At 72.3% G+C, this 12,394-nt stretch carries 10 protein-coding genes; 4 read left to right on the top strand and 6 right to left on the bottom strand.

Annotated features, from left to right (window positions below):
* Positions 1–8: 8 nt before the first annotated feature.
* The gene (locus ABDZ89_RS11905) at positions 9–320 is read right to left on the bottom strand and encodes a DUF8081 domain-containing protein (RefSeq protein WP_343779321.1); all 312 of its coding nucleotides are present in this window, start codon (positions 318–320) and stop codon (positions 9–11) included.
* 51 nt (positions 321–371) lie between these two features.
* Positions 372–1,937, bottom strand: a complete 1,566-nt coding sequence (locus tag ABDZ89_RS11900; RefSeq protein WP_343779319.1) for an alpha-isopropylmalate synthase regulatory domain-containing protein — start codon at positions 1,935–1,937, stop codon at positions 372–374.
* 321 nt (positions 1,938–2,258) lie between these two features.
* On the opposite strand from ABDZ89_RS11900, the gene ABDZ89_RS11895 reads away from it, so the two are divergent.
* Positions 2,259–2,747 (top strand): cupin domain-containing protein, encoded by a 489-nt coding sequence (locus tag ABDZ89_RS11895; RefSeq protein ID WP_343779317.1) that lies wholly within the window; start codon positions 2,259–2,261, stop codon positions 2,745–2,747.
* Positions 2,748–2,777: 30 nt separating this feature from the next.
* Here the strand turns inward: ABDZ89_RS11895 and ABDZ89_RS11890 are convergent, their stop codons facing one another.
* From ABDZ89_RS11890 to ABDZ89_RS11875, 4 genes are all read right to left on the bottom strand, one after another.
* Complete coding sequence (locus ABDZ89_RS11890) at positions 2,778–3,449, bottom strand: CRISPR-associated protein Cas4 (RefSeq protein WP_343779315.1); 672 nt, start codon at positions 3,447–3,449, stop codon at positions 2,778–2,780.
* 79 nt (positions 3,450–3,528) lie between these two features.
* Positions 3,529–4,185 carry a hypothetical protein gene (locus ABDZ89_RS11885; RefSeq protein WP_343779313.1) on the bottom strand — a complete coding sequence of 219 codons (657 nt, stop codon included), beginning with the start codon at positions 4,183–4,185 and terminating at the stop codon, positions 3,529–3,531.
* Between the two features lie 94 nt (positions 4,186–4,279).
* On the bottom strand, positions 4,280–6,337 hold the full coding sequence (locus ABDZ89_RS11880) for a type II secretion system F family protein (RefSeq protein WP_343779310.1): 2,058 nt from the start codon (positions 6,335–6,337) through the stop codon (positions 4,280–4,282).
* Positions 6,334–8,805: a type II/IV secretion system ATPase subunit gene (locus ABDZ89_RS11875; RefSeq protein ID WP_343779309.1), complete on the bottom strand. Its 2,472-nt coding sequence runs from the start codon at positions 8,803–8,805 to the stop codon at positions 6,334–6,336. The genes ABDZ89_RS11880 and ABDZ89_RS11875 overlap by 4 nt, the downstream gene beginning before the upstream one ends.
* A 250-nt stretch (positions 8,806–9,055) precedes the next feature.
* Between ABDZ89_RS11875 and ABDZ89_RS11870 the strand changes: the two genes are divergently transcribed.
* The 3 genes from ABDZ89_RS11870 (at position 9,056) to ABDZ89_RS11860 (ending at position 12,344) form a co-directional block, all read left to right on the top strand.
* The gene (locus tag ABDZ89_RS11870; protein WP_343779307.1) at positions 9,056–10,141 is read left to right on the top strand and encodes a TSUP family transporter; all 1,086 of its coding nucleotides are present in this window, start codon (positions 9,056–9,058) and stop codon (positions 10,139–10,141) included.
* Between the two features lie 94 nt (positions 10,142–10,235).
* Complete coding sequence (locus tag ABDZ89_RS11865; RefSeq protein WP_343779848.1) at positions 10,236–11,240, top strand: alcohol dehydrogenase; 1,005 nt, start codon at positions 10,236–10,238, stop codon at positions 11,238–11,240.
* A gap of 51 nt (positions 11,241–11,291) precedes the next feature.
* On the top strand, positions 11,292–12,344 hold the full coding sequence (locus tag ABDZ89_RS11860; protein ID WP_343779305.1) for a zinc-dependent alcohol dehydrogenase family protein: 1,053 nt from the start codon (positions 11,292–11,294) through the stop codon (positions 12,342–12,344).
* Positions 12,345–12,394: the final 50 nt, after the last annotated feature.

Genomic DNA, 12,394 nt, shown 5'->3' with positions numbered 1-12,394 from the left:
ACCGGATGCTACGGCTCGCCGCCGAGCGACTCCTGCTCGGGCGCTCGGTCGCCCCTGAGCCGGCGGCGGCGCTTGTCGTAGGCGGCCTCCAGTTTCGCGTTCGTGGCCCGCGAGACGAGGTAACAGTCGGCGTCGCCGCCGTCGCTCGGGTGCGCGCTCGCCACCCAGACGTGGCCGTCGCCGGCCGAGAGGTCGTCGGCCCACCGCTCGGCGGCCGCCCGGCTCTCGAACGCGTGGAGGGTCCCGTCCTCGAAGACGAGTTTGCCCACCTTCGCGTTCCGCTTGCGTGCGGACGGTTTGATCGCGACGACGACGCTCACGCCCGGTGATCGGGCGCCGTCAGGTAAAAACCTCGTCAGACGCCGGCGCGTTCAGTCGTCCGCGACGGCGCCCGGCTCCGCGCCGTCGGCGTCGGCCTCGGCGGCGAGCAGTCGGTCGAGCCCGTCGACCATCCCGACCACGCTCGCGCGGGTGATGTCCGCGTCCGACGCGGAGACGCTCACGGAGCGGTCGCCGCGCGAGAGGTCCACCTCGACGGTGACGACCGCGTCGGTGCCGCCCGTGATCGCGTCGACGTGGTAGGAGTCGAGCTCGAAGGCGACGCCGTCGGCGGTCGAGTCGTCTCCGCTCCCGCCGTCGCCCGAAAGCGCCGTGCGGACCGCCTCCAGTCCCGCGTCGACCGGGCCCGCGCCGGTGCCGGAGGCGACCCGCTCGTCGTCGCCGACGCGGAGCCGGACCGAGGCGGTCGGCAGGTTCCCGCCGGAGGTCGCCGAGAGGTCGACGAGTTCGACGTGGCGCTCGCGCTCGCGGCCGCGAACGTCGTCGGCGATGGCGAGCAGGTCCGCGTCGGTGACGCGCTTGCCGCGCTCGCCGAGCTCCTTGACGCGGGCGACGACGTCGCGGAGCTCGTCCTCGTCGACCGCCACGTCGTGTTCGGCGAGCGCCGCCTTCACCCCGGCGCGGCCCGCGTGCTTGCCGAGGACGAGCCGGCGCTCCCGCCCGACCGTCTCCGGCGGGTACGGCTCGTACATCGTCCCGTCCTTGAGGGTGCCGTCGGTGTGGATGCCGGACTCGTGGGCGAAGGCGTTGGCCCCGCAGACGGCCTTGTTCGGCGGGAGCGCGACCCCGGTCGCCTCCGAGACGGTCCGGCAGAGCCGGTAGAGCCGTTCGAGCTCGACGGTGTCGACGTCGTACGACCGGGCGAGCGCGACCGCGACCTCTTCGAGCGCGACGTTGCCGGCGCGCTCGCCGACCCCGAGGACGGTGCCGTGGACGGTGTCGGCGCCCGCCTTCAGCCCGGCGTGGACGTTCGCCACGCCGAACCCGAGGTCGTCGTGCGTGTGGAGGCTCGTCGGCCCGAGGTCGGCGAGCCGCGAAACTACTTCGGCGGTGCGCTCGGGGTCGGCCGCGCCGACCGTGTCGCAGTAGCAGATCCGGTCCGCTCCCGCGTCGAGGCCGGCGCCGAGCAGGCGTTCGAGGTAGTCGAGGTCGGCCCGCGAGCCGTCCTCGCCGAGCACCTCGACCCACAGCCCGTGCTCCTTGGCGTACTCGACGAGTTCGACGGTCGTCCCGACGACCTCGTCGCGGGTCGACCCCACCTTCGTCTCGACGTGTTTGTCGGAGGCCGGGACGACGAGGTTGACGCCGTCGACGCCGCAGTCGAGCGCGTGGTCCACGTCGGCTTTCACGCCGCGGGCGAAGCTCGTCACGGTCGCCGAGAGCCCCTCCGCGGCGACCCGGCGGATCGCCTCGCGCTCGCCCGCGGAGGTACACGCCGACCCGGCCTCGATCAGGTGGACGCCGGCGGCGTCGAGCTCACGGGCGACCTCGACCTTCTCGCCGGGCGACAGCGAGACGCCCGGCATCTGTTCGCCGTCGCGCAGGGTGGTATCGAGTAGCTGTACCTCGTCGAGGTCGGTGAGTGGTGTTCGGGTCAAAAGGGAATCCGTCGGCTCGTCGGTGGTCTGGGGGTCGGTGCCGCCGCGGGGCGGTCGTGCCCCGGTGTCGTTATCGTCGGAGAATTTCGCGGCCAGCCGCCGTGAGGCGACTTCCTCTATCCTCCGAACGATCGCGAGTGTCTCGCGTCATTCGTACCCATGCGAACGACGGTCACACGGATAAACTGCCGGGTCGCGTCAGGAATGACCGACCGATCGTCGCCAGCCCCCGGGTCGAAGTGACGATCTCTCGACGGCGTCTCGGCCGAGTCCCGACGGAACCGCCGACAGCGTTAGGGAGCCACCTTCCGACCGGCCGGTATGGAGCGAGTCGCGATCGACGACGTCGACGTCGTCACGAACCCCATGGGCGTTCACGACCTCCGGAAGCCGGTCTCGCGCGCCCTCGGCACCGACCACGTCGCGATGAACTACTTCGAACTCGCGCCCGGCGACGCGTTCTCCGGCGGGCTTCACACCCACGGCGACCAGGAGGAGATATTCTACGTGCTCTCGGGCACCGCCACCTTCGAGGTCGGTCGCGAGCGCGAGCGGGTCGAGGTCGGCGCGGGCGAACTGATCCGCTTCGCGCCCGGCGAGTTCCAGTCCGGGTTCGTGCCCGAGGACGCCGACGAGGGGGCGGTCGCGTGGGCGGTCGGCGCGCCGGGCGCCGGCCACGACTGGGACCGGATCGAGTCGATCGTCGAGTGTCGCGACTGCGGCGAAGAACGAGTCCACGACACCGAACTCACCGACGAGGGGCGGTTCCGGTTCTCCTGTACCGACTGCGGAACGTCGTTCTCGCCGTAGCGGCCGGATCCGGGAACCGAGCGGCGCGATTCACCCCAAAAGCGACCGGAGGCTTCGGCGCTCGGTGCCACAGCCCGTCTGGTAGTCGCAGCTCTCACAGCGGCCGTCGTCGACCCGCGGCGGCGGGCCGTCGATCGACTGCGCCGCCCGGAGCGCCCGCCGGTAGGCCGCCTTCTTCCGCGTCGTGAGCCGGACCTCGCGGACCGCGCCGACCGCGGGATACTCGACGAGCGCCCGCCGCACCTCCCGCTCGCGCTCCCACGCCAGCGCCTTGGCGAGCGCGACCGCCCGGACCGCCTGCGGCTCCCACACGCCGTTCTCCGGTGGCTCCCCCGACGAGACGAGCGTCGGAATTGGCGCCGACGCGTCCGCGTCGCTCGGTTCCAGCACCTTGTGAACGGTGCCGTGACAGTCCTTCCCCGAGAGGAACCCGCGTTCGCTGACGGGGTCGACGAGGGCGTCGTAGTCGTCGCGCTCGCGAAGCCGCGTGAGGTTCCGACGGTACGCGGCCGGCGACCGGTGGAGCGGTAGCTGTCGCAGCGCCCGGTCCGGCGCGTCGGCCAGTTCGTCGTAGCGGAACGCCAGCCCGATCCGCTCGCGGGCCTTCGGCGGCACGCTCCGCTCCTCGTCGCGTCGGCGGTAGTAGAGCTGTCGGGGACAGTACGCGGCGCGGGCGACGTCGCTGAACGGGACGAGTGTCACGTGACCTCCTGGCCGCGGTTTCGGTGATAAGCGTCGGGTGGGGGCTCCGGTGATAAGCGTCCGGCGGCGTTCGGGCGTCTCAGAGAGACACGTCGGTCTCGATGTCCTCGGTCGCGTCGCGGAGCCCGTCCTCGCGGGCGTCGCTCGCGAGCGACCCCTCGATGTCGGCGTCGGTGAGGAGGTCGCGGAACGCGTCGCGGAAGCGGTCGTTCGCCTGCGTGGAGGTGAGGTCGACGCGCGCGACCGCGGCGTAGCGGGCGATCTGGTCGGGGCTCGCGTCGAGCGCCTCCGCGCACTCGACGATCGAGTTCCCCGCGCCGGTGAGTCGCTTCAGCTCCGCGTAGGCGAACGCGTCGTCGTCGACTTCGCGGTCGGACTCTCGCACGAGGTGGAGGTCGAGCCGCGCCCTGCGAACGGTCTCGCCGTCGACCGTGTCGGGCTCGACGGCGGGGTCGTCTCGCGCCTCCAGCGCGTCGCGGAGCGCCGCGGCGATCGTCTCATCGTCCGCCTCCTCGAACCGGCCGCGGGCGACGAGGACGTACGCGTCGTCGTCGAGGTCCGTCGAGAAGCCGTACCGCTCGCGCATCGCGGCGACGACCTCGCGACACCGCGCGTCCACGGCGTCGTCGTCGGGGTCCGAGAGGGTCCCCCGCGCCGCGTCCTGCCGCTCGGTGACCGACTCGGACCCGGTGGCGTCGACGAACAGATCGCGGAGCTCGGCGGTTTTCTCGTCCATACGCGCGTGGATACGCGGGCACGGTACAAAAGCCTCGTGTCGGGTCGACGGCGCGGCCCTCCGGAACCGGGCCGACCGGGCGTTCCGGCCCTCCTCACACCAGGCCCCCGACGGTGAACACGACGTAACAGCACGCCACCAGCGTCCCCGAGTGGAGGAGCGCGGCGTACCGCCCGCGGGCCGCCGTGCCGGCGAACCACCCGGACGCGAGCATCGTCGCCTGCGTCACGACGTACAGCCGGAACCGCTCCAGTTCGGGGTGGACCGCCTCCGGCTCCGTGACCGCCTCGCTCGCGGCGGCGATCTCGGCGAGCCGCGCGGCGTCGACCACCTGCGTGTTCACGACCGCGACCACCGCGGCGACGAGGACCGCCGCGGCCCAGCCGACCGCGATGTACGGCTGCATCGACGAGCGGAGCGCGCGCTGCTCGCTGTAGAGCCGCCCGACCTCGATGCGGAGCGTCTCGAAGACGGCGTCGGCGTCGCTGCCGGCGTTCAACGCGCCCGTGACGAGCCCGAGCGTGCCGGCCGCGAGCGGGGTCCCCACGCGGTCGACGAACCGCTCGATGGCGGCTGCGCGGACGTGGACTGGCCCCTCGCTCTCGTCGGCTCCCGAGTCCGTCCCCCCGGTCGCCGTCGTCGACCGCAGCGCGAACGCGAGGTCGGCCACGTCGTCGTCGAGAACGCCGAGTTCGACCTCGCGAGCGACCGCGTCCACCGCGTCGGGGAGCGGTCGCCCCTGCGCGACGTGACCCGAGACGGCGTGAACGAAGTCGGCGAGCTCGCGGTCCTTCGCGTCGTCGATCCGCCTGCGCCGCGCCGCGACCAGCCCCACCGGCACCGCGAACGCGGCGTACCCGAGGAGGACGACGTTGACGAGCGTGTACCCGGCGAGCGCGAGCCAGCCCGCCAGCGCGGCGGCCGGCGGCGCACAGACGACCGCCGTGCCGGCCGGGTTTCGCCCGGCGGTCGCGAGGATCGCCCGCGGACTCGCGGGGACGTCGTAGCTCGCCCGCTGGCTCGGCGGGCGGAGCGTCCCGACCGCGACCGCGGCCGCGAGTCCGAACGCGACGAGGAACGCGACGGCGCCGTAGAGGACGACCGCCCGCGTCGGGACCACGCCGACCGGCGTCGCCACCGGCGGGAGAAGCTCGGGGATCACGACCGACAGCGCGGTCGCGCCGATGACGACGAGCGCCGGCAACACCAGCACGGCGACGAACAGCTCCGTGAGCAGTTCGAGGAACCGGCGCGCCCGCTTCCGGGCCCGGTCCTGCCGGTGAGCGAGCATCCGGCGCTCGGTCGCGAGGAACTCGGAGAGCGCCTCGTCGCCGGTCGCGGCGTGCTTGCGGAACTTCAGGAGGAACGGCGCGAGCAGTTCCCGCGAGGGCGTGTCCCGCGCGACCCGCCGAAGCCCCTCGTCGAGGCTGCCGGCGAGCCGGGCGGCGTTGAGCGCCTTTCGCAGCGAGGTCGCGGTGGCGCCGTACGCGTCGCCGTCGGCCGCCTTCCGGAGCATAGACCGCGGGTCGTCGCTCCCAGCGGCAAGCAGTTCGAGGTACCGCACCGCGCCGGGGAGGGTGCGCTCGATGTCGGTCCGGCGCGTCGCGACCACCCACCGGAGGTGGAGCCCCGCGGCCGCCACGGTCGCCCGCTTCGCGAGGAGCGCGACCGCGACGGCGACGACTAGCGCGGCCCGGTCCGTGCGCAGCGGGCCGACCGACTCCGGCGTCGGCGCAGGGACCGTCGTCGACCCCGCGGAGAGCAGCGCCGCGCCGAACCGCGCCTCCACCGCGGCCGCGACCGCGGGAGCGGCGCCGGTCGCGAGGACTAACGCCGGGAGGAAGGCGACGGCCGCGACGATCCACGAGAGCCCGTACGCCCGCGAGAGGTACGTCTCGAAGCCGGTGTCGAGCGCGCTCCCGCGATACCGCTTCCGGTCGGCGTCGTGGCGGCGGTCGCTCGCGTGCCGCGCGAACAGCGCGTAGCAGACGCGGTCGACGACCGCGAACCGGCGCTCGACGGACGGTCGATCGGTCGCGGTAGCTCCGGTCGCGTCGGCCGCGGTCGCGGTAGCTCCGGTCGCGTCGACCTCACCGGAATCGGCCGCGGTCGCGTCCGTTTCGCTCGCCGCCGTCGCTCGGCGCCGGCTCACGACCGCCCCCGTCCCGCGCGTTCGCCGCGTTCGTCGCGGCCCTCTCCGCCGTCGGTCTCGGCGGCACCGCCGGCGTCACGGTCCATCGTCCGGGCGGCGCGCTCGACGGTCGCCGCCTCGTCCGTGCGCAGGTCGGCGAGGAACTCGAAGAGGGCGTCGGGGTCGTCGACCCCGTCGCGCACGAGGTACTCCACGTACCGTCGCTTCGAGGCGAACTCGGCCGCGACCGCTTCGGGGTCCCGATCGGTCCGACTCGCGATCCGGTCGAAGACGCGGAAGCGCGCCCCGTTGCCGGACCCGCCGGCCGCCACCGTTCCCCCTCCGTCAGTGGTGCTGCCGTCCGTATCGTCGCCGGCATCGCCGCCCGGAACGCCGGGGAACCGGAACGTTCCGTCGCCGTCGCGCCAGGCGACCGTGTTGTAGCGGACCGACTCCTCGTCGGCCTCGACGAGCCCCGCCCCGCCGCGTTTCGGGTCGCCGGTCGGGCTCCGCTTCGCCGCCGGGTCGAGGCCGTCGTAGGCGGCCTCGGAGAGCGGTTCGATCGCCCGGGAGACGTAGCGCTCGCCGTCGACCTGCCGGGGGAAGACGACGAGGTCCACCTCCCGCAGCAGCCGCGCCGGCAGGCCCCGTTCGCGCAGGCGGTTCGACAGCGCCTCGACGTCTTCGGCGTGGGTTGTGCCGATCACCCCGTGGCCGGTGTTGAGGCTCTCGGCGAACGTCTCGAAGCTCTCGGGGGTGTTGATCTCGGCTATCACCTCCACGTCGGGGTTCAGGTAGTTCGCTTCGGTCATCAGCTCCGCCATGCCCACCGACTTGTAGGCGTCTTCGTGGTCGCGGGTGGTGAGCGAGACGCCCGTCTCGTGGGGGAGCCGCACCTCGCGAGACCCCTCGTCGACCGAGACCGGGCGGGCGTCGAACGGGATGAAGGGGGCGTGGGCGTTGAGCAGCGTCGTCTTGCCCACGCCGGTCGGCCCGGCGAAGAGGACGACGCCGCGGTGTTCGTACAGCAGCCACAGGAGCGTGACCAGTTCGACCGACAGCGTCCCGCGCTCGATCAGGTCGACCGGTGTCAACGCGTTCGCGCGCTGCTTCCGGATCGAGACGTGCGGGCCGCCCTCGGAGATCACCGGTAGCGCCACCGCACACCGGATCGTCTGCGGCACGCCGTCGAGTTCGAGGTTCACCTTCGCGGCGGGCGTCGAGGCGTTGAGTTCCGTCCCGTCGCGGGCGGCGATCCCCGTGACCACGTCGACGAACGTCGTCTCGTCCTCGAACGCGAGGTTCGTCGGAACGCGGGCGCCGGCTACGGGGGCGTCGCCGTCGCGTCCGGTCTCGCCGCTGCGGCCGGCCTCGTCGTCGCGCCCGCCCGCTCCGCCTCCGCCGTCCGCCCCGGAAAGCACCGACGCACGGGGGACGACCTTCACGCGCTCGCCGACGCGGTTCGCCTCCACGTCCTCGAGGTGCGGGTCCCGGATCGGGACCGTGAGGATGCCCTCGCCGACGAAGTCGCGCAACACGTAGTACGCGAGGTCGTCGAGCCGGTCGCTGGCGTACCGCGAGTCGACCGGCGGCGCGACGAGTCCCCGCTCGGCGAGCGCGGTCTTCGCCCGGTGGGCCGCGGCGTCGAGCCACGCCCGGGTGTTCCGCGCGGTGAGCCGCCGGGAGAGGAACCGCCGGGCGCGGGCGGCGACGAACGACTCGCGGTCGCCGACCACGTCGCTCACCGTCGTCTCCCAGATCCGCGATTTACACTCCTCGATGAGCGCCTCGTCGCCGGGGAGCAGGTCCGGCTCTAACACGGCGTACTTCGTCTCGAACGCGTCGGAGCCGAGCAGTCGCTCGCGGTAGATCACCACGTCGACGGAGAGCCCGGCGAACGCCACGTCGTACTGCGCGAGCCGCTCGGCGGCCACGCGCTCGACGTAGTCGGCGTCCGCGTCGATTCCGGTCTCCAGCGGCGCGAACGTCTCCGTGTGGACGACCAGTTCGCGGTCGTCGCCCACGTCGGCGACGTCGATCCGGTCGTCCAAGGCGATCGGAGTGAGGTCGCCGAGCAGGCGGAACTCCCGCAGCGCGTGGTAGTCGATCCGCCGCCGCGCCGCCGCGCTCGCGTCGACCAGTCGGGAGAGCGCCTCCGCGTACTTCGGTCCGAACCCGCGTTCCGCGCGCTCGACGACCCCGACTCGCGTCAGCGGGCGGCGGTGCCGAACCGCCGAGAAGTGGTCGCGGACGCGGTCGAGGCCCCGCTCGTCGGCGGGCGACAGCGGCGGTTCGCGCACGTCGTAGCCGAACCGGCCGCCGTCGCGCTCGCGGATCGTCGCGACCACGCCGGGCGAGACCTCGTACTGGGCGCGCACGTCCGGCGCGTACCACGCCTCCGGGTCGTCCGGCGGCACCGGCGCGGGGACCGCCTCGCCCGGGTCGCCGTCCGGCTCGTCGACGATCCGGAGGGTCGCTCCCTCGCTCATCGACCTCGCCCTCGCGTCGCTCGGCACGTCGTGGCGCTCCCGTCCCGTCTCCGCGTCATCGTTCGATCGGCGGGTGACCGATGAGCCGATTTAAGCGTTCTTTTCTATCATCGGAGTAATGTTTCAGCGTCCATGAACGAACCCGGACACCGGCCGTCATCGTGGCCGAATTGTCGATGATAATCCATGCGAGTTATCAGCGATGACAACTAATTTATGCGGCTCTCCGTAACCGGCAGTCCACGACTCAATGAGCAATTCACTGTCCGACGGCGCACAGCGGATCTTCCTCCGGTACCAGCACGTTCTGGTCTTCCTCGCTCCGATCGCCTTCGTCGCCGGGGTGTACGGCTTCGCGCCGACGCCGACCGACGCCGGCGTGGAATACTGGACCGAATACTGGTGGCTGTTCATCGCCTTCGTGACCGGCGCCGTCATCGTCAACACCGTCGGGATCAGCGGCTCGGCGCTTTTCGTCCCGTTCCTCATCTTCGTCTTCCCGCTCGTCGCGTACCCGCTGGAACCGACGACGCTGGTGAAGATCGGGCTCATCAGCGAGTCGTTCGGGCTGTCGAGCTCGTCGCTCGCGTTCATTCAGTACGGGCTCGTCGACCGCCGCCTCTCCCTGTCGCTCGTGTTGGGCGGCGTCCCCTTCGTCGTCGGCGGAGCCCTCCTCTCCTTTGTCATCCCCGAACCGCTGTTCCACGCGCTGTTGGGGATCGCGCTGCTCGCGGCATCGTACCTGCTGTTTAACGCTAACTTGGGGCACGACGACCCGACGTCGGACGGGGACGGCGAGGAGGCCGCGACGGACGGCGGTTCGTCCGGCGACCTCCCTGACGACGCGAACAAGCTCGGGCCCGCCGGCGTCGAGACGGACGACTCCGGCACGGTCACCCGGGTCGACCGCGACGGCGACGACTACGTCTACTCGCGCGGCGGCTACCTCGAACGGTTCGCGAACTACAGCATCGGCGGGGTGTTCCAGGGACTCGCCGGGTTCGGGATCGGCGAACTCGGGATCATCTCGATGCTCCGCACGCAGGTCCCGGTCCGCGTGGCGATCGGCACGAACCACATCGTCGTCGCCACGACCGCCGTCCTGGCCTCCGTCGTCCACGTGTTCGGCGGCGGACTGGTCGGCGGCCACTCCATCGACCTGGCGACGACGCCGTGGAACATGGTCGTCTGGACCGTCCCGGCGACGACGCTCGGCGGCCAGATCGCGCCGTACGTCTCGACGGCGCTGAACACGGACACGATCAAGGCCGGCGTCGGCGGCCTGTTCGCGATCATCTCCGTCGCGCTGTTCGCGATGGCCAGCGGCGCCGTCTGACGAGGCCGCCCGCGGCAGCGAGGCGCCGTGCGGATCCCCGGAACCGTGCGTTTCTTACACGGTTCGCTCCGAGAACTCATGTATGTCCGACACCATGCGAGCCGCGGTCGTTCCGGAGCCGGGAGCCGACTTCGAGATCGTGGAGCGCGACGTGCCCGAGCCCGGTCCCGAGGAGGTCCGGGTCGCGGTCGAGGCCTGCGGGATCTGCCGCAGCGACGAGTTCGTCGTCGAGGGCGGCTACCCGGGCGTGAACTACCCCCGCGTCCCCGGCCACGAGATCGCCGGCACCGTCGACGCGGTCGGCGAGGACGTCGAGGCGTGGGAATCGGGCGAGCGCGTCGGCGCCGGCTGGCACGGCGGCCACTGTTTCACCTGTGAGCCGTGTCGCCGCGGGCAGTTCCTCCAGTGCGAGAACGCCGAGATCACCGGGCTCACGTTCGACGGCGGGTACGCCGAGTTCGCGACGGTCCCCGCCGAGGCGCTGGCGGCGATCCCGGACAACCTCGACGCGGTCGACGCCGCGCCGCTGCTGTGTGCGGGGATCACCACCTACAACGCGCTGCGAAACTCCGACGCGCGCGCCGGCGACCTCGTCGCCGTGGTCGGCGTCGGCGGCCTCGGTCACCTCGGCGTCCAGTACGCCCACGCGGCCGGCTACGAGACGGTCGCGATCTCGAGGAGCCCGGACAAGGAGTCGCTCGCGCGCGACCTCGGCGCCGACCACTTCGTCAACGCCGCGGAGGCGGACCCGGCCGAGCGGCTCCGAGAACTCGGCGGCGCGAGCGTCGTCCTCACGACCGCCCCCGCGAGCGACGCGATCGAGTCGGTCGTCGGCGGACTCGGGACCGACGGCTCGGTGATCGTCGCGGGCATTCCGGGCGAGCCGGTGTCGGTCGACGCTCAGCAGCTGGTCGGCACCCGCGGCGCCGTCGAGGGGTGGGGGTCGGGCCACGCCCGCGACTCGCAGGACACCCTGGAGTTCAGCGCCCTGCGCGACATCACGCCCGAGATAGAGACGTTCGACCTCGCCGACGTCGAGGCTGCCTACGAGCGCATGGCCGCCAACGAGGCGCGGTTCCGCGTCGTGCTGGAGCCGTAACCCGCCGCCGGGACCCGCGGCCTTTTGTTCCGGCCGCCAGTAGCCGATCGCATGCGCGCAGCCGTCTTCAACGGACCCGGCGAGATCGGCGTCGAAGAGCGACCCCGGCCCGAGATCGAGGCCCCGACGGACGCGATCGTCCGCGTCACCCACACCGCTATCTGCGGCTCGGATCTCTGGTTCTACCGCGGCGACAGCGACCGCGACCCGGGATCGCCGGTCGGCCACGAGCCGATGGGGATCGTCGAGGAGGTCGGCGACGACGTGACCTCGGTCGACCCCGGCGACCGCGTCCTCGCCCCCTTCGCCATCTCCTGTGGCGAGTGCGAGTTCTGCCGGAAGGGGCTCCACACCTCCTGTGAGAACGGCGACTCGTGGGGCGGCGACAACGGCGGCGGCCAGGGCGAGTACGTCCGGTCGACCCACGCCGACGGCACCCTCGTCCGCGTGCCGGACCGCCACGCCGACGACGAGGACACCCTCCGCTCGCTTTTACCCCTGACCGACGTGATGGGGACCGGCCACCACGCGGCCGTCAGCGCGGGCGTCGAGGCGGGCTCGACCGTGGCCGTCATCGGCGACGGGGCGGTCGGGCTCTGCGGCGTCCTCGCGGCCCGGCGGCTCGGCGCCGAGCGGATCATCGCGGTGGGCCATCACGAGGACCGCCTCGAACTCGCCGAGGAGTTCGGCGCCACCGAGACCGTCTCCGAACGCGGTGAGGAAGCGGTCGAGCGCATTCAAGCGCTCACCTACGGCGGGCCGAACCACGTGATGGAGTGCGTCGGCGCCGCGAGCGCGATGAACACCGCGGTCGACGTCGTCCGCCCGGGGGGGACGATCGGGTACGTCGGCGTCCCCTACGGCGTCGAGGACGAGGGGCTCGACGTGTTCGGCATGTTCGGCGACAACGTCACGCTCGCCGGGGGCGTCGCGCCCGTCCGCGCGTACGCCGAGGAACTGATGGCCGACGTGCTTCAGGGCACCCTCGATCCCGCGCCGATCTTCTCCGAGACCATCGGTCTCGACGCGGTCGACGAGGGGTACCGCATGATGGACGAACGCGAGGCGATCAAGGTGCTGGTCAAACCGCACGACGACGCGTAGGAGGCGTCGTACACCGCGATTTCGGTCGATACGGCGTAACTTTTAGAAGC

Origin of the sequence: Halorubrum ejinorense, from assembly GCF_039522565.1 — an archaeon.
Taxonomy (GTDB): Archaea; Halobacteriota; Halobacteria; order Halobacteriales; family Haloferacaceae; genus Halorubrum; species Halorubrum ejinorense.
Note: the sequence above shows the minus strand (reverse complement) of the source record. Positions and strands in the feature narration are given on the sequence as shown.